Source organism: Micromonospora sp. CNZ296 (genome assembly GCF_007827635.1).
Window position 1 is genome coordinate 619247 of the sequence record NZ_VISW01000001.1, and the last position, 16667, is coordinate 635913.

Annotated in this window: 20 protein-coding genes and 1 riboswitch; of the genes, 13 read left to right on the plus strand and 7 right to left on the minus strand. The window is 69.6% G+C overall.

From position 1 onward, the window contains the following. Positions 1-35: 35 nt before the first annotated feature. Together FB455_RS02790 and FB455_RS02795 are read left to right on the plus strand one after the other, a co-directional pair. Positions 36-692, plus strand: a complete 657-nt coding sequence (locus FB455_RS02790; RefSeq protein WP_030271527.1) for a DUF305 domain-containing protein — start codon at positions 36-38, stop codon at positions 690-692. A 253-nt stretch (positions 693-945) separates the two neighbouring features. Then, positions 946-1626: a C39 family peptidase gene (locus FB455_RS02795; protein ID WP_052166170.1), complete on the plus strand. Its 681-nt coding sequence runs from the start codon at positions 946-948 to the stop codon at positions 1624-1626. A 93-nt stretch (positions 1627-1719) separates the two neighbouring features. Here the strand turns inward: FB455_RS02795 and FB455_RS02800 are convergent, their stop codons facing one another. After that, the gene (locus FB455_RS02800) at positions 1720-2253 is read right to left on the minus strand and encodes a zinc metalloprotease (RefSeq protein WP_052166171.1); all 534 of its coding nucleotides are present in this window, start codon (positions 2251-2253) and stop codon (positions 1720-1722) included. 484 nt (positions 2254-2737) lie between these two features. Between FB455_RS02800 and FB455_RS02805 the strand changes: the two genes are divergently transcribed. Both FB455_RS02805 and FB455_RS02810 read left to right on the plus strand, forming a co-directional pair. After that, complete coding sequence (locus FB455_RS02805; RefSeq protein WP_082171187.1) at positions 2738-3100, plus strand: BlaI/MecI/CopY family transcriptional regulator; 363 nt, start codon at positions 2738-2740, stop codon at positions 3098-3100. Further along, positions 3097-4020, plus strand: a complete 924-nt coding sequence (locus tag FB455_RS02810) for a M56 family metallopeptidase (RefSeq protein WP_047890776.1) — start codon at positions 3097-3099, stop codon at positions 4018-4020. Before FB455_RS02805 ends, FB455_RS02810 begins: the two co-directional genes overlap by 4 nt. A gap of 37 nt (positions 4021-4057) precedes the next feature. Here the strand turns inward: FB455_RS02810 and FB455_RS02815 are convergent, their stop codons facing one another. Further along, entirely contained in the window at positions 4058-4351 is a 294-nt protein-coding gene (locus FB455_RS02815; protein ID WP_047890777.1) for a glutaredoxin family protein, read from the minus strand. Between the two features lie 86 nt (positions 4352-4437). Further along, positions 4438-4722 (minus strand): heavy-metal-associated domain-containing protein, encoded by a 285-nt coding sequence (locus FB455_RS02820; protein ID WP_036310742.1) that lies wholly within the window; start codon positions 4720-4722, stop codon positions 4438-4440. Between the two features lie 242 nt (positions 4723-4964). On the opposite strand from FB455_RS02820, the gene FB455_RS02825 reads away from it, so the two are divergent. Then, positions 4965-6386 (plus strand): MFS transporter, encoded by a 1422-nt coding sequence (locus tag FB455_RS02825; protein ID WP_030271537.1) that lies wholly within the window; start codon positions 4965-4967, stop codon positions 6384-6386. Between the two features lie 146 nt (positions 6387-6532). On the opposite strand, the gene FB455_RS02830 is transcribed toward FB455_RS02825, so the two are convergent. Both FB455_RS02830 and FB455_RS02835 read right to left on the minus strand, forming a co-directional pair. Next, complete coding sequence (locus FB455_RS02830) at positions 6533-8047, minus strand: copper resistance CopC/CopD family protein (protein WP_030271539.1); 1515 nt, start codon at positions 8045-8047, stop codon at positions 6533-6535. Positions 8048-8377: 330 nt separating this feature from the next. Continuing rightward, positions 8378-8650, minus strand: coding sequence for a hypothetical protein (locus FB455_RS02835; protein WP_135241034.1), 273 nt, complete (start codon positions 8648-8650; stop codon positions 8378-8380). Positions 8651-9041: 391 nt separating this feature from the next. Next, a riboswitch (cyclic di-AMP (ydaO/yuaA leader) is annotated at positions 9042-9182 on the plus strand. A gap of 209 nt (positions 9183-9391) precedes the next feature. On the opposite strand from FB455_RS02835, the gene FB455_RS02840 reads away from it, so the two are divergent. Next, a complete protein-coding gene (locus FB455_RS02840) occupies positions 9392-10192 on the plus strand; it encodes a C39 family peptidase (RefSeq protein WP_036310744.1) in 801 nt (266 codons plus the stop codon). 417 nt (positions 10193-10609) lie between these two features. Here FB455_RS02840 and FB455_RS34640 read toward each other — a convergent pair whose 3' ends face one another. Beyond that, complete coding sequence (locus tag FB455_RS34640; RefSeq protein WP_230650663.1) at positions 10610-10945, minus strand: recombinase zinc ribbon domain-containing protein; 336 nt, start codon at positions 10943-10945, stop codon at positions 10610-10612. Positions 10946-10956: 11 nt separating this feature from the next. Between FB455_RS34640 and FB455_RS34645 the strand changes: the two genes are divergently transcribed. The 4 genes from FB455_RS34645 (at position 10957) to ccsB (ending at position 13451) form a co-directional block, all read left to right on the plus strand. Continuing rightward, the gene (locus tag FB455_RS34645) at positions 10957-11421 is read left to right on the plus strand and encodes a hypothetical protein (protein ID WP_486481492.1); all 465 of its coding nucleotides are present in this window, start codon (positions 10957-10959) and stop codon (positions 11419-11421) included. Between the two features lie 213 nt (positions 11422-11634). Next, entirely contained in the window at positions 11635-12066 is a 432-nt protein-coding gene (locus FB455_RS02855; RefSeq protein ID WP_141722619.1) for a hypothetical protein, read from the plus strand. Between the two features lie 159 nt (positions 12067-12225). Then, complete coding sequence (locus FB455_RS02860) at positions 12226-12453, plus strand: cation transporter (RefSeq protein WP_082171188.1); 228 nt, start codon at positions 12226-12228, stop codon at positions 12451-12453. Between the two features lie 68 nt (positions 12454-12521). Beyond that, positions 12522-13451: a c-type cytochrome biogenesis protein CcsB gene (gene ccsB, locus FB455_RS02865; protein ID WP_030271546.1), complete on the plus strand. Its 930-nt coding sequence runs from the start codon at positions 12522-12524 to the stop codon at positions 13449-13451. Positions 13452-13465: 14 nt separating this feature from the next. On the opposite strand, the gene FB455_RS02870 is transcribed toward ccsB, so the two are convergent. Continuing rightward, on the minus strand, positions 13466-14008 hold the full coding sequence (locus tag FB455_RS02870; protein ID WP_123111663.1) for a hypothetical protein: 543 nt from the start codon (positions 14006-14008) through the stop codon (positions 13466-13468). A 71-nt stretch (positions 14009-14079) separates the two neighbouring features. Here FB455_RS02870 and FB455_RS02875 point away from each other — a divergent pair, with 71 nt between their 5' ends. From FB455_RS02875 to FB455_RS02885, 3 genes are all read left to right on the plus strand, one after another. Beyond that, complete coding sequence (locus FB455_RS02875; protein WP_030271549.1) at positions 14080-14523, plus strand: hypothetical protein; 444 nt, start codon at positions 14080-14082, stop codon at positions 14521-14523. Between the two features lie 622 nt (positions 14524-15145). Next, entirely contained in the window at positions 15146-15619 is a 474-nt protein-coding gene (locus tag FB455_RS02880; RefSeq protein WP_167796919.1) for a PH domain-containing protein, read from the plus strand. Positions 15620-15682: 63 nt separating this feature from the next. Further along, a complete protein-coding gene (locus tag FB455_RS02885) occupies positions 15683-16597 on the plus strand; it encodes a cation diffusion facilitator family transporter (RefSeq protein ID WP_030271552.1) in 915 nt (304 codons plus the stop codon). Positions 16598-16667: the final 70 nt, after the last annotated feature.

The following is a 16667-nucleotide window of genomic DNA, read 5'->3' on the forward strand; positions in this document are numbered from 1 at the left end:
TCTGCCAACCACTAGCGACAAGGACCATTCACTCGATGAAGCGAACCATCCTGCGCCGGACTGCCCTTGCCGGTGTCGCCCTGTCCGCTCTGCTCGTCACTGCCGCCTGCGGCGGGGGCGACGACATGGCCGGCATGGACCATTCCAACAGCAGCCTGTCGACCGGCGCCTCGTCCGCAGCGAACGGCACGTTTAACGACGCAGACGTCATGTTTGCCCAGATGATGATTCCGCACCACCAGCAGGCCGTTGAGATGGCCGGCCTCGCTCCGAGCCGCGCGAAGGACCCGGAGCTGAAGGATCTGGCCGCCAAGATCAAGGCCGCCCAGGATCCCGAGATCACCACCATGAAGGGCTGGCTGACGGCGTGGGGGAAGCCCACGTCTCCGCCCAGCGGCCACAACATGCCGGGGATGTCGGCCTCGCCCGGGCATGACATGCCGGGGATGAATTCGGACATGCCGGGCATGATGTCCGACCAGGAGATGGCTGACCTCACGGCCGCCAAGGGCACTGACTTCGACAAGAAGTTCGCCCAAATGATGATCGCCCACCACAACGGCGCCATCGAGATGGCCAAGACCGAACAGGCCAACGGCAGCAACCCGGACGCCAAGGCTCTCGCCGCCAAGATCGCCGCAGACCAGGCGGCGGAGGTGCGGACCCTCCAGAAGATCCTCGACCGCCTGTAGGCGCGTACCTGTCCGGCCGGGCTCGAACTCTGGTTCGAGTCCGGCCGGTCCCTTTTCCGGCTGACCGCCCTGAATCCTGTGGCCGGGGCCTCACCTGCGGAATGCGGGAACCGGGCCGCCAGTTGGTCCTTAACCGCAGGCCGGAGCCGGACGCTCCGGGGTGTGCGTATCCCGGCTCGCAGGCGCGTGCCGAACCGAGAAGAGCGGCGAGTGGTCCGCGTGATCGCTGCGGCTCCCCGAGGAGAGGCGATACATGAACAACCCTGCCCGACGGTTTTCGGTCAGCAACACCCACAACTCCGCCGTGGTGAGGAAATGCGTGGCCGCGGCGGGAGTGGCTCTTGCCGGCATCGTCGCCGCAGGTCCGGCGACAGCTGCCTTTGCCAACCCGGCTGCTGCCGAGGCGACAGCCAGAGCAGCTTCCGGCAAACAGGTGAACGACTACACGTTCCAGGCGCAGCCCAACATCTACTACTGCGGTCCTGCCTCCACGCGGATCGCGCTGAGCGCGCAAGGAAAGATCGAAGACCAGGACAAGCTGGCGAGTGAACTTGGCACCACCTTCGCCGGCACCGCCTCGGCCTTCGAGATCACCCGAGTGCTCAACGACAGCCTGGGCGAGCGGGAGTACAAGACCGTGGAGATTCCCAACGAATCGGCCAGCGCCGACGAGGTGCACCGGCTCAGGGCCGACCTCACCAAGGCCATCGACGAGCAGCGCATCCCGGTGGTCAACGTCATCGGTGCCGCCGTGGGTGCCGAAGGCGTCACCCGATCCTTCCCCGTGGGGCACTACCTCACCGTGGTCGGCTACGACAGCGACGGGGGCCGTCTCAAGATCGCCGATCCCTGGCAGCCTGTCGGTGATGGCACCTACTGGATCTCGGCTGCGGACCTGGCGAACTGGTCCGCCTCGCGCGGCTACTCGGCCTGACCAGCACCGTGGGCCCCTCGCCGTTCTGGCGAGGGGCCACTGTGCGGCTCGGCGATCCGGCGACGGACCCCTCCACCGCGGTCGATCCGACGATCAGGCCCAGATCACGTGGGTGACGACCATGGTGCCGTCGGCGAAGTGCCGGACGTAGGTGGAGTGCCGGTCGGCGCGGGAGCCGCTGACCAGCGTGCCCCAGCACTCCGGGGAGTTGCCGACCGAGGCGCCTGCCGGCGCGGAGCCGACCGTGCTGGTCGAGTCGACGTGCGAGTAGATGGTGACCAGTTCGTCGTAGTCGTGCTGGTTGGGGTGCTGGTTGGTGCTCGGGTCGTTGGTGTAGTCCATGCAGGTGCCGAGGTTGGCGTTGTTGAAGTTCTCGTCCTGGTGGTCGAGGCCGAAGGTGTGGCCGACCTCCTGGCAGGTGACGAGGTTGCGCCACGCCGGGGTGTTGTACTGGGCGGTGTTGAAGTAGGTGTCGTTCAGCTTCACGGTGCCCTGGGTGATGTGGGTGCCGCCGGTGACCGAGATCGAGGCGATGCCGAGCCAGCCGTTGTTGCCGTAGGTGGAGTTGCACACCTCGACCCGACCGGCGGTGGCCTTGCAGGTCTTCGGGCTGACCGAGCCGGCCACGACGGTCGTTCCAGGACGGTGGACTTGCTCCAGTCGGCGGAGGCGCCGGACAGCGCCGAGTCCCACTGCGAGCTGACGTTGTCACCGAGCTTCAGGCTGAACGGGTTGGCGGTGCGAGCCCAGTGGTAGCCGCCCCAGCTGTGGTTGGCCTGGGCGGGCGACGGGAAGGCCAGCAGGGCGAGGGCGGCGGCACCGGCGGCGGCCAGCAGTTTATTGCGCATTCCAGCTCCTCTGGGAGTGCCGTGGAGGGTGGGTACGGCATCGACTCGGGTCACTTCATACGCCTGCCCTGGCGGGGGTGGAACCTTGCGGAACGCAACCTTTCCGCCGTCTGCAAATATGGACCATCGTCGAGGTCGTTCTGGCCGGGCCGCGCGCTCCTGAGGTATCGGGCCTCTGTGCTCGCCAGCCCTCACGGTCCCGGTGCGCCTTGCTGGCCTGGCGGGTCGCCCCGCGTACCCTTGCGGGCACGAAGGGAGCGCACGTGGCAGAGCTGGGCAGACTCGAGGCGGCGGTCATGGACGTCCTGTGGCGGGCCGGCCAACCTCTGCTGGTCAGAGAGGTCCTCGACGCACTGACCACCGACCGCGCTCTGGCCTACACGACGGTTCTCACCGTGCTCGACAACCTGCACCGCAAGGGTTGGGCGGCGCGTGCGAAGGATGGCAAGGCCTACCGTTATCGCCCAGCCGGCAGCCGGGAGGAAATCGCCGCTCGCACGCTGCGTCAGGTGCTCGAGACCAGCACGGACCCCGACCTGGTGCTTCTGCATTTCGCCAGGTCGGCCTCGGATCGGGAACTGCACATCATCAAGCAGGTGCTCCACGAGCGGGAGCCCGGGGCGTGAGCATCGCGCTGGCACTGGTCGCCGGTGTCGTGGCCGCCGCCTGGTGGGGGCCCGTCGCGTTGCGATTCTGCTTCCGCCACGTTGCTGACCCGGTCGCCGTGCTGCTCGGCTGGCTCGGGCTGCTCGTCGCCGTGACGGCCACCTTCGGCGTCGCCGTCGCCGTGTTGCTCGCCCCGGGCGCTGCCCACGAGTGGGCACTGCATGACCTCGCCCGACTGTGTTGGCACTGGGCGCGGCCCAGCCGTCCCCCGGCCCTCGGCGAGGTCCTCGGCGGGGCGGGCGCTCTGGCCATGGTCGCGGCATTCACGAAGTTCGCCGCGTCCTGCGTCCGCCGCGCCCGGACGGCCGGTCGCGCCCGGCGCGTGCACGGGGATCTGCTGGCTCTCTCCGGCGGCGCGGCCGAGCCCGGTGACGGGGCGGTGCTGTGGATCCCACACCCCACCCCGTTGGCGTACAGCCTCGGCGGGGCCGGCGGGTTGACTGTGCTCGCCAGCTGTACCCGAGATCTGCCGGCGGATCAGCTCGCCGCGGTGCTGAGCCACGAGCGCGCCCATCTGCGCGAGCGCCACCACCTGCTGGTATCCGCCGTGGAAGGGCTTGCATCGGCCGTTCCCTGGCTGCCGCTGACGCGGGAAGCACCCGCCGCCGTCCGTCTGCTAGTCGAGCTGCGTGCGGACGCTGCGGCCGTCCGGGAGTGCGGCCATGCGGCCGTGCGCAATGCGCTCTTGAGCTTCGCTGGTGCGCCCCATCCGCCGTCCGCCCTGTCGATGGCCGGGGGAGAAGTGGGAGTCCGGTTGCAGCGGCTTCAGTCGCGTACCCCGCACGGCCGCAATCTTGCGACCCGGACCGCGTTCGCTGCGGCCGCCCTCGGGGCGCCCGTGGGCATCGGCATGCTCGCCGCGGTCCTCACCTGTCTCTAGACGGCCGCCGCGCACTCTGACGCGTGGGATGGAAGCGTCAGCCGGCGAGGCCACCGGTTTCATGGCCGCTGCTGGTCAGGTGGGCACGCAGTTGGTCGTCGGTGGGCTCGACCAGGAATTTGCCGTCCGGCCACACCAGGGTGGGAATGCGACGTTGCCCCTGCTGCAGGCCACGGATCAGGTCCGCCGCAGCCTGGTCCTCATCGACGTCGACGTACACGTACGGGATGCGGGCGGCGTCGAGCAGGGCGCGGCTGCGTCGCACGTCGGGACACCAGCCGGTGCCGTACACGACGAGCTCATCGGGGCGGGAACGATCGTTGACGGTCAACTCGGTCTCCTCGTCGCCGGGACGGATGGCAAGGCGGCATCCCTGGGCGCCAACCGGTGCCCCAGGGATGCGAGATGCCCCGCGGGTCAGTCCACGAGCTGGTAGCCGGCCCGCTGCACGACCGCGCGGACCTCGGCGGTGTCCAACGGGTTCTCGCTGAGAACGGTGATGGTGCCCGCGGCCACGTCGGCCTGGACGTCGGTCACGCCGGCGATCTCGGAGACGTGCCCGGTCACCTTCTTGGCGCAGCCGCCGCAGGTCATGCCGGACACCTGGTAGGTGCTCCGGGCGCCGCTGCCGGTGCCCTGGGCCGCCGGGGCGCTGTCGATCGTGATGGTGCCGCAGCCGCAGCTGGCTTCATTGCCGCACATGGGATCTCCTCGGTGTCGCAGACGATGGCGTGACGGTGCGCAAGGTCCGTCCGTCGACGGTCGGCTGTGCGCCGGCCCGCAGGCGTTTGAATATACCCCTCCCCGGTATGCCCCTCAAGACCTCGACCGATCCGTGTGCTTACCCTGGCATGTCATCCGGATCACTTGACGACAGGTACCGGTGGGGGGTACAAAATTGCCGCTACCCATACCCCCTAGGGGTAAGAAAAGGAGTGATCACGATGTCATCCGGATCGAAGCGCTGGTGGGCCCTCGGACTCATCGCCCTCGCCCAGTTCATGGTCATCATGGACACCTCGATCATCGGCGTCGCGCTACCACGCATACAGGCGGATCTGGGTTTCTCACCGGAGAGCCTGTCCTGGGTCTTCAACGCCTACGTCGTCGCGTTCGGCGGCCTGCTCCTGCTCGGCGGCCGGCTGTCCGACCTGTTCGGCGCCAAGCGGATGTTCGCCGCCGGCTGGGGTGTCCTGCTCATCGGCTCCGCCGCCGCGGGCCTGGCCGGCAGCGTCACGGTCGAACTGGCCGCCCGCGCCGTACAGGGAGCCGGTGCGGCGCTGATCGCCCCGTCGGCGCTGACGCTGCTGATGATGCTCTTCGGCGCCGAACCCAGGGAACTCACCCGGGCCCTCGCCCTCTACGGCGCGGCGGCACCCGCCGGTGGCACCGCGGGCGTCTTCCTCGGCGGCGTCATCACCGAATACCTCAGCTGGCCGTGGGTCTTCTACATCAACATTCCCATCGCCGCGCTCGCGCTGCTGGCCACCCCGGCCCTGATGCCCGCCGGCGGTACCCGCCGCGGTTCGCTGGACGTGCTCGGCGCCCTCACGGTCACCATCGGTCTCGGCGCCGCGGTGTACGGCATCGTCCGCGCCCCCGAGGTGGGCTGGGCCTCTGGGCAGACCTGGCTGGTGCTCGCCGGAGCCGTGGTCGCCCTCGCGGCGTTCGTCGCCATCCAGGCGGCCCGCCGGGAGCCGCTGATGCGGCTGTCGATCTTCCGGGCGCCGAACCTCGCCGCCGCCAACGTCGCCCAACTTCTGCTCGGTGCGGCGTGGATCCCGATGTGGTTCTTCCTCAACCTCTACCTGCAGCAGGTCCTCGGCTACAGCGCCTTCCCCAGCGGCGCGGCACTGCTGCCGATGACCATCCTCATCATGATCGGCATGATCGCGCTCGCCCCGCGCGCCATCGCCCGCTTCGGCCCGAAGCCCATGGTGGTCACCGGCCTCGCGGTCCTCGCCGTCGGACTCGGCTGGCTCGCGTTGGTCCGCCCCGACGGCAGCTTCACCGTTGACGTGCTGCCGGCCTCGCTGGTCGCGGCGCTGGGTATGTCGCTGGCGTTCATCCCGTCGCTCGGTACGGCGATCTCCAGCGCCCGCCCCGAGGAGGGCGGACTCGCCTCCGGCATCGTCAACACCGGCTACCAGGTCGGCTCCGCGCTCGGCCTGGCCGCGATGACCGCGGTCGCCTCCGCCGCCGGCGCCGACCGGCTCGGCGATCTGCCCGCCCTCACCGACGGATACTCCGCCGCCTTCGTCGGCGCCGGGATCATCGCCGCCGCAGGCGCCCTCACCGCCGGTCTCACCCTCCGCGCGGCCAAGCGACAGCCTGTTAACGAGGCCGAGACAGTACCCGCGGCCTGACCGAATCCATCAACCGCCTGTCTGACGCCGGTGGATGAGTCTGATCCCGACTGATCCACCGGCGCATTCATACGATCAGCGCCCGACCCACGCGAGGCGGCCCTGGCGGTGAGGTGCCCTCGACTCCTGTCACGCGCTGCTGCCGACTACGTCTCGGCGTTGACGAGGATCGCGGTGACCAGCACGACGGCGACCATCAGCAACGCCTCGACCAGGACAGTGCGGCGTAGCTGATAAGTGGCGTCCATCGCGCGGTCATCCAGCCTGGGCACGACGCGCCGGCTGTTGTACAGCCCGACGAGGGCAACAGCCGCCACCAGGGCGACCTTGACGAGAAGCACCCGCCCCCAGTCGGTGGTCACGAGATGGCCCGGCCGTTCCAGGATCAGCAGGGTCAACGCGACGCCAGCGACACCCGTGAGCGCTACCGCGGCGGTGGCCGGTATGGAGAATCGCACCGCCATTTCGGCGGCACCCGTCGGTACGCCGAGGCGGGCGCGGCTCAGCAACAGGGCAGCCAGGAGAAGAACTCCGCCGACCCACACCGCGGCGGCAATGGTGTGGGCGAAATCGGCCGCCACGACGACGGCCCGAGGTTCCGCGGTGACGGTGTGCCCATCGACCAGAAAGGAACCCAGCAGCAGTGCCACGGTGACCGCCATGAGCACAGGCCGCACCGGTCGCGCTCGCACCCGCTGAACGCCGTCGCCGGCCGCGCTGACGGCGGCAGCCGTCACCAGGTTCCGGGAGTCGGTGGGTATCGCTGCGACGGTCGGAACGGAGTGACGCCCGACCGCGTGCCGGCCCCGAATCAGCGCCGCTTCGAGTGAACCGGACACGAGCAGACCGGCCGCACCGGTGAGTCGCAGGACCAGGCCGGCGGCCACCGGTGTCTGGCTGAGGGCGGTCACCGACGAGGCGCTGGCCGCCGAGGCGAAGGTGCCCTGCTCGCTGAAGACCGCCGCGAGTGCAACCAGCTCAAAGGCCGCTCCAGCCGCCACCGCCAGCCCCGCCGTCCGCACCCAGATCTGCACCACCCGGATGTCACTGCGTGTGCCGACCAGTGTGGTCAACGCGAAGACAAGACCACCGACACCGAGCAGGATCGCCCCGTAGGAAAGCCAACGCCCGACGGCGCCGACAAACCGCACCGGCGCCTGTTCCGCGTCGGCGGTGTGGCCAACAGCGTGTCCTCCCGCGTGTGCCGACGGCGAAGCCGGGGGCACACCTGGCCCACCATGGCCGGCATGTCCGTGCGGGCTGGCTGTTGCCTGGGGTTTAGCGGCCGTTCCGGGCGTCGGGGGAGGCGAGGCCACCGTAAACGTGATGACACCCGTCAGGGGGTGGGCGTCCGGGGCCGCGACGCTCCATCGCAGCTTGAACGTGCCGGTGGTCAGGCGAGCGGTCGGGTGGACCAGCCACGTTCGGCCTCCGTCGGGCGTGTGGCTGGCGGCCGGTAGGCCGATGCCGTTGCCGTCGGAAAGCTTGAATCCCGCTCCTGTGGGCGTGCCGGCGGCGCTGAGCGTCAGCCGGATCTCCTGGACGGCGCCGTCGATCCGCGCGCCGTCGGCCGGAACGGCCCGGAGCAGCTTGAAATGTGCGGCCGCAGGGGAAGCGAACCCGAGGGCCACGATGAGGGCGGGAAACAGCGCCAGCCACACCCGAATTGCCCAGCGCGCGGCGCGACGTGCTGGCGACTGAGGACATGCGAGACCCGGCGATGCAGCAAGCAAGGTCAGGCCGCCCGGCGACGCCGCTGGAAAGGCACTGTTGATCCTTCCGCCAAGGAGGCGCGGGCCGGTGCCCACACATCGCTCCCACGTGGTGCGGTCGCCATCCTAGGTCAACTACTACCCGCCCTTAGTAGGGGCGGGTCAGCTTCGACGATCCAGAAAGTCAGGTTGGGGGAGAGCGCCAGCATGGTGGCATCGCCGACTCGCAACGGCGACGGACTGCGCCGGGAGTGGTGCGAGGCATTGCCGCGGTCCCGGTCAGCCGTGGTCGGGTCGCTCTGTGGCCCCGCGGTGACGGATTTTGAAGCGGGCCACCGCGATCAGCGCGACGATCATGCTCTCGTACGCGGTTCCCACTTGCTTCGCGCGGCGCGCGCCCAACCGTCGGCAGGGCGGCGATCCGGCCTTACGCCGCCCGCCGGGATTGGGTTGATTTTCGTCGAAGCCACGTCGACATTCGAACGTCGAGCTACCCGCGGTCTGCGCGGGCTGACTGCCGGGTGTCACGAGCGCCGCCAACTTCATCTCCATGAACGCCTGTGCGGTAACGGGGAGCTCGCACTGACTTGTGTCTGCGCGCGGCCTCGGCCCGTACCACCACTACCGCCGCTGCTGCCGGCCCGGGTTTGCTGAATTGTGACTGAAATTGGTGTGGGGCTACGTACGGCCGCCCAGGAAACGGCCATTCGGGTGAGTATGCGGCGATCGGCCAAGCAATTGAGCGCCAACAGCATTCCGATGTCCGGTTACGTCCCGAGGGTTCCGCTATAACTGCTCGTCCCATTGAGTGGCATGAGTAACTGGAGGTTCCGATCAGAGTAGCGATGTTCGAGGCTTATGCAGGTGGGAGCCCTTGGCATACGACGTACCCACCGGTAATGTCGGCGCGTCCGGTGCGGTTTCCGATCGCAAGTGGCGACGCCGCTCCGACCCGCCTAATCGTGATCTCATGAACCGGGGACCCAGGCAACACCGGGGTGAATCCGCGAGCCACGGCCCGCGGTAGGGCGTACTTCCCGCCCGAATCCGTCAGCTAACCCGGTAGGCGGCCACGGAAGGAGTGCCAGCCTCGTGCGAAACACCTCCCGATACTCCCCACGCCTCCACGGCATCGCGGTGCCGACACTCGCCTGACTGTGAGTCCCGGCAACTGCCCCCCAGCCCGGCCCACCGGGCGCTCCCCATCCCCGCGGCACCCCGCCCAGTCACAACGTGCGTGAGTTCCTCCGCGCGTCGGGCCGGCCTGTGCCGCTCCAGCCCGTGGAGGAACACATGAAGCACCACATGAAGCGTCAGCTGCGGCGTCTTGTGACCGAGCGCCCGTACAAGATCATCGCCGGCTCCGCCGCGGCGCTCGTGCTCGCCAGCGGCGTCGGCACGGCGCTGGCCGCCACCGATCACAACGCGCCCGTCCGCCAGGGGAACACCGCCGCCGGGCTGGCTCCGCGGCTCGGTGATGTCGCCACCCGCGGCGAGGCTCGCGTCGCCGCCGAGCCGTCGCCGTCAGCGAAGGACAGGGCCACGACCGACCCGGACGTGACCAAGAAGGCGAGGCCGAAGCCTCCGTCGACCAAGGTCCTCGACCACACCTACGAGGCGCAGACTGCCTACTGGAACTGCGGCCCGGCCGCTGTGCGCAACGCGCTCAGCGCGAGCGGCGTCGAGACCACCCAGGACGCGATGGTCGCCCCGCTGAACGCTGGCGAGAACGGCACCAACTCGGCGGAGGACACCACTCGCGGGCTCAACCAGATGGTCAAGGGCAACCCGTACCGGACGCACATGATCCCGGGCCAGGCCGCGACGCCGGCGCAGATCGACCAGCTCCAGGCCGACGTGGTCACCGCCATCACCGACGGCCGTGCCGTGGTCGCCAACACCGTCGGCTCCGCGACCGATACAGACGGCGGCTGGCACTCCTTCCCCGGCGGCCACTACATCGCCGTGGTCGGATATAAGGACGACGGCCGGACGGTGCGGATCGCCGACTCCGCCGACCCGAACATGGCCGCCTACTGGATGACCACCATCGACCTGGCGAACTGGATGGCCACCCGCGGCTACTCCGCCTGATCCCATCTCCGGCCCTCGGGCACCGGCTCGTTCGAGCCGGTGCCCGTCGCCTTTCGGTTCGCGCCCAGTAGCAGGCAGGACGGCACGTCGTGCGCCCTCTGGTATGGCTCAGCCGATCATCTTGTGCGGTCAGGTTAGGTGCCGCCCGACGCGGCGGGCAGGGGCGAACACGTACAGGTCCAGCATGCCGGGTGGGTTGGCCAGGCCGGGGCCGCCGGCGCGAAATCCGAACCAGCCCCTCTGTGGACTTTGGTGCGTCACCGATAACGGCATGACGCCGACACGGGAAACTCCATAGTGCCGCTCGCTGCTATAGGATTACGGCATGAGCACCCATGCTGAGCATGGGTGCCGTGACTTTGTGTCCGAATCCCTCGGACACAACATCTCCACATATTGATCATGGGTTGAACGGGCTCACTTGCCTGAGGCTCCTGTGGTCGGTGTACATCGTTCCTGATCGCAGATGATGCTGATCTTGTTTCTGTGCAGGAGCGCGGCCAGGTCATGCGGGTTCTGGGCGTCGCTGGCGAGGCCGGGATGTCCCATCAGTCGCGCGATGATGTGGTCTTCCCTGAGGTAGAGCATCTTGCGTCGGCCGTTGGTGGGCTGTTGGGTGCTGGTGTGGCCTTGGCGGCATCGGTAGCCCGGACGCTGGTTGATCCAGTGGGATTCCAGTCTTCGGCCGCATGGTGCGCAGCGCAGCAGGCCGGTGAACAGGTAGCGGCGGGCAGTCCCGTCGTGGCTGGCCACAACTGCACACCGTGCTGTTCGAGCAGGGGTGCCAGGTGCTGCAGCTGGTTGGCGGAGAATGCTTGTTCGTATTCGCCGACCACGATCGCGTCGAACCCACGGTGCGGATCGGGGAGCGCGGCCAGCAGCGCGGCGGCCTGCGGACGCTGCCGCCAGCCGCGGCGGCGCGAGCAGCCGGCATCGAAGTACTCGGCGACGATCAGCCCGTGACCGGCGACGAGTTCGCTGGCGCAGTCCCGCTGCCAGTGCCGGGACGTCACCCGGTCTTGATGCTCGATGGTCGACATCCGGCCGTAGAACGCAAACCGCAGACCACCCTGCCGCCGGACGCGCGGCTGCGCGCCGGCGTGCGGCTGGCTGTTGAGCCATCGGGTCATGGGATCCGCGGGATCGTCACTCTGGTGGTCCGACACGCCAACATTTCTACGAAGGATCTTCATGGTCGAGTCGGACAAAAAGTCCGCTGCGCTGGATGAAGGGCTGTCGGGCCGGAGCCGGTGGTAGCCGCCCGAACAAGGCGGTCCAGCTACGACCGCCCGATGCAGGCCGCGCCGACGAGTGGCCCACGGGACTTTCGAACGCGACGTGGTGACGCAGTGGTTCGCCGACCTTGAGATAAGCATCCGGGGCAGGACGGGAACCCGCACCCGCACGACGGCTGCGGCCGTGGAGTGTCGTAGTCTGCGCTGGTGACGTGGGACGGTCCGGCTGGTGCGATGCGCGGCTACCGCGCTGTCGCGGTGGCGGTCGTCGTCGCTGCGGTTCTGGTCCTGCACGCGCTGCAGTGCGCTAGGGGTCTGGACACTGCGACACCTTCGGCGGCTGCCAGTTCCACGACCTCCCTCGCTTCCTACGACGCGTCTGCGGCCCTGAACAGCCTCGCTGATGCCCTCGCCTCCGCCGATCCGGAGGCGACTGACGGGCATCATGCGCCGGCAGATGGCGGGAGCGTGGCCGTGACGGCCTGCCTGCTGTTGCTGGTGATCGGCGGCGCTGTCGTACTGGCGGCATTCCAGCGCTGGGTCCGCCGGCTACCTGTTGGCCGGGGGCTGCGTCACCGGCCGGTGAGCCGGCCTGTGACGGTCCGGCTGCTGTCACTGTTGTGCGTGTCGCGGGTGTAGAACCGGTTTGCGGTTGTGAGCCCGTGGCGGTCCACGCGTCCTGATACGTGGCCGGCTGAGTAGCCGTCGCGGGCCTTCGTTCCTGCCGAGTCTGCCAAACGTGGTCCTGGCCAGTCGGCCAGCAAGCTCGGCTGTCCCTTCGTCGGGTCTGAGGATGCCGTGAACGACACCGTCACTTACATGCTGGCCGTGCGCGGGTTGTGCTGCGACCGTGCGGAGAGCGCAGTACGGCGAATTTTGGAAGATCTGCCGGGGGTGCATCGGGCGCACGTGTCCGCAGCAGCGGGCCGCGCGGTGGTGGACGCCGACCCGGTCGTCGTCACCGCTCCCGTGCTGACCGCGGCGCTCGCCGCGTCCGGCTATCCGTCCCGGCTGGAATCGCTCTGATCTCCGGCCCGCCCGCCGCCTCCTGATCGGGGCGTGCGGTAGCGGGTTGACTCATTCGTGGAGAGTCGATGGCTGCTCTATCTGACAATCTGTTCACTCTTGCTCTCCTCGGCCACCTCACGGCCGTGATCGCCTTTGCCGCGGCCCAGGTGGCACCGCGGCGGGTTGCCGTACCGGTTCCTGCGACGGTGCCTGCGGCTGCCGTCCCGACGATGGCTGCCGTGTCGCGCCGGGTTGCCATCGGGCGCGTCGTCGGCCTGGGCGCGGTCGGGGCGGCCGCGGCGGCGCAGGCCGGCAGCCTGGTCGCCCGGGCGGCCGCGGCGGGGCGCGTGCCGTGGGGAAACATGTACGAGTTCATCGTGGCGGTGACCCTGGTCGGGGTGCTCGCCTGGCTGGTCCTGGCGGTCCGGCGCCCCGCGTTGCGGCCACTGGGCCTGTACGTCGCGGTGTGCGCGTTGGTGCTGCTCGCCGCGGCGGGCCTGCACGTGTACACGCCGGCGGGTCCGCTGGTACCGGCGTTGCAGTCGGTGTGGCTGGCGGTGCACGTCAGCGCCGCCGCAATCGCGTCCGGGTTGTTCCTGATCGGGTTCGTCGCTGCCGTGGCCCTGCTGCTACGGGCGCGTTATGAGCGACGGGGCACGCCGAGATCGGGGGATCTGCGTGACACCTTGGCGGCGCGGCTGCCCGCGATGGCGGTGTGGCGGCGGCTGTCGTTCCGGATGCACGGGGCGGGCTTCCTGGTGTGGACCTTCGCGGTGATGGCCGGAGCGGTGTGGGCGGAGGCGGCGTGGGGCCGCTTCTGGGGCTGGGACCCGAAGGAGACGTGGGCGTTCATCTCCTGGGTGGTGTATGCGGCCTACCTGCACGCGAACGCGACCGCGAGTGTGCGGGCCACCACCGCGGCGTGGGTGGCGGTGGTGGGCTGGGCGACGATGATGTTCAACCTGTTCGCGGTGAACCTGGTGATCTCTGGTCTGCACTCCTACGCGGGGGCCTGAGCCGTGGTCAGCCGCTACTTGACGGGGTTTGCGCCGCGGCCCGCGGCGGTTGTCGCACCTGCGTGCGGCGCGGAGCTCTCCTCGTCGTGCGGCGCGGCGGCGGCCGAGAGCAGCCGGGCGAACAGCTGGGCGGTGCGGGCGCCGGTCATGCCGGTGCCCGTGAACCGGTGGGTCACCCCGTTGACGTGTTCGATCGTGACGGTGATGCCGCCGTTGGCCTGCTCACTGCGGGCCGCGCTGATGTCCCGTACGTGGATGGCGGAGCCGGGGTGGCGCTCGGCGCGCCAGAGCAGCACTGCGGCGACGGCTGCACCGATGCCGCCGGCGATGATCAGGCCGACTGTCGCGGCGGTGGCCCACAGGCCGACGGCCGGGCCGATCGCGTGGCCGACACCGATGGAGATGGCAGCGAGGCCGAGGCCGAGCATCACCGCTCCGGCGGACCAGTGCAGCAGCCTCCGCCAGCGGGTGGCGGCGGGGGTGATCCACACCGTGGTGTCGTCGGAGCGGAGGCTGGCGGTCTCGCCGGAGTCGAGCGCAACGGGGAACACCTTCACGCCGCTACCGTACGTCACGCAGAGAGAGGGCGGACAACATGCCTGGCTTCCCGAGCGGCTATCGTCGGGGCGTGTCGCCCTGGCTTCGTCCCCGCTGGCTCGTTGGCCACGTGCTCGTCGGTGTGGTCGCGGTGGTGTTCCTGCGGCTGGGCTGGTGGCAGTGGCAACACGCGCGGCAGGGCAACACCCTCAGCTACGGGTACGCGTTGCAGTGGCCGCTTTTTGCCGCCTTCGGGGTCTTCTTCTGGGTCAAGGTGGTGCGCGAGCGGTTGAGCCACGCCGACGTCCGACGGCAGGGGGGCAGGCCGCAGGCAGCGGTGCCGTCGCTGGGTCACAGCTGGCGCTTCGAGCGCAGCGACCCGGACGGCGCGGCGCCGGCGCGGATGACGCCCGCCGCTGTGACGCAGACCGACGCCCAGGATCCGCAGGTGGCCGCCTACGAGGACATGCTGCGGTGGCTCAACGACGACCCCCGCCGGCACGTCTCGGACTACCCGGGCTTCCAGGACCGCTAGACCTCGACACCTCGAACGCGCCGCTGCCGGCACGGTCCCGTCGCACCGGCGTCGATGACGGCTGCCGGCTCAGGCAAATGCCGCCAGCGGTCTCCGCGGCGCCGAGCCTGCTGACAGATGTCCGCATCGACACCGTGCCGCCACCACCGCGCCGCTGCGCAGACAACCACCTGCGGCCGCGCCTGTGCGAAGGTCGTCACTCCAGTGCCGTGAGGCGTCCCGCCGGCGGCTCCCGCCACGCTGCTCTCCGGCTGCCCGCGGACGCGGCCGCGCCCGATAGGCAGCTCCTGGCGTCGGGCCTCGCCTCGACGACCATGCGTGGTTCTGCCGGCCGCTGCTCGTCGAAGTCACGCCTCGACCGTCGGTCGCGGCCCACGCGTGGGCGTCCTCGACCGGTGGCGGACGAGCGCCGCTGCGGTGTGCTTCCGCCCGGCCCGCCTTGCCAGCCGACCGGCATGGCTAGCGACGGCCCGTGCGGCCGAACACCCGACGTTGACCACGAGGACCAGGAGGGTCTGTGAACATGAGTACGCCGGCGACAGCCGGGCACGACGATCCGGCGGCCGGGGACGTGACGGTGCGGCCGAGGCGGATACGGCAGATCAGCCTGGGCGCCGCAGCGGTGATCCTGGCGATCAACGTGTACGCGGGGCTCACCTTGAGTGGAACCACCTCCAACGGGGGAAAACTGTTTCCCGCCGACCGGTGGGCAGTCATCGGGGTCGGGGTGTTATTCACCGGGCTGACCCTGCTGCCGTGGCGGCTGCGGGTGCAGGCCGACGTCGAGCGGGTGCGGGTGCGCAACCTGCTCGGTGATGTCACCGTGCCGTGGCAGGTGGTGGAGCGGGTTCGGTTCGACCGCAAGGCGGTGTGGGCGTCGCTGGATCTGGTCAACGGCGACGTGGTGCCGCTGCTGAGCGTGCAGGTGATCGACCACGCGGACGCCGTCGCTGCCGTCAGACGTCTGCGAACCCTGCTCGCCGCCGCCCGGGCCATGGATGCGGACGGGGCCGGTTCCGTGGCGCCACCCGCCGAGGGCGGGCCCGCCGTTGAAGGGGCGGCCCCTGCTGCGGGGGATCGATCCACCTCCAGTTGAGTTGCACTTATTGCAATGTGAGCATATGTTGGCTCGGTCGGTCGACAGGAGGGGCAGCCGGGCATGGGCGAGGGGCACGACCACGGGCAGCAGATCATGCGCGCCGGTGAGAAGCACCGGGGCCGGTTGTGGGCGGCGTTCGCCCTGCTGGTCGCTTTCATGCTGGTCGAGGCGGTCGCGGCGTGGTTGACCGGTTCGCTGGCGCTGCTGTCGGATGCCGGGCACATGTTCACCGACGTGCTCGGCATCGGCATGGCGCTGGCGGCGATCACCGCAGCCAGCAAGGCCTCTCACGACGGGCAGCGCACATTCGGGTTGTATCGGATGGAGGTCCTCGCCGCGCTGGCCAACGCGGTGCTGCTGTTCGGCGTCGCCATCTACGTGCTGGTGGAAGCGGTGCGCCGCTTCTCCGCGCCGCACGAGGTGCTGGCCGGGCCGATGCTGGTCGTCGCGGTGGCCGGCCTGGTGGCCAACATCGCGGCATTCTTCCTGCTGCGTTCAGGCTCGGAGGAGAGCCTGAACGTGCGCGGCGCCTACCTTGAGGTGCTCGGCGACCTGTTCACCTCGGTCGGCGTCATCGTCGCCGCTGGAATCATCGCCCTGACCGACTGGTGGTACGCCGACCCGATCATCGCGGTGGCGGTGGGCCTGTTCATCCTGCCCCGCACCTACAAGCTGGGCCGGGCCGCGGTGCGGGTGCTGGTGCAGGCCGCCCCGCCGCACCTGGACGTCGCGCAGGTCCGCGACGCCCTGGCCGCGGTCGACGGCGTCGCCGACGTGCACGACCTGCACGTCTGGACCCTGACCTCGGGGATGGAGGTCGCGTCGGCGCATCTGATCCTCGCTCGCGACAGTGACCTGGCGGGGGTCCTGGCCGCGTCCCGGCAGGTGTTGCACGATCGGTTCTCCATCGAGCACGCGACCCTGCAGGCCGAGCCGCAGGGCGCCGACGGCGTCTGCGACGCAAGCGGTTGGTGATGGTTTGTGGGGAACTTTCCGCTGCCTCTGCGCGACTATCTGAGGAATGACCCGCTAGCTGGGAGTCCGG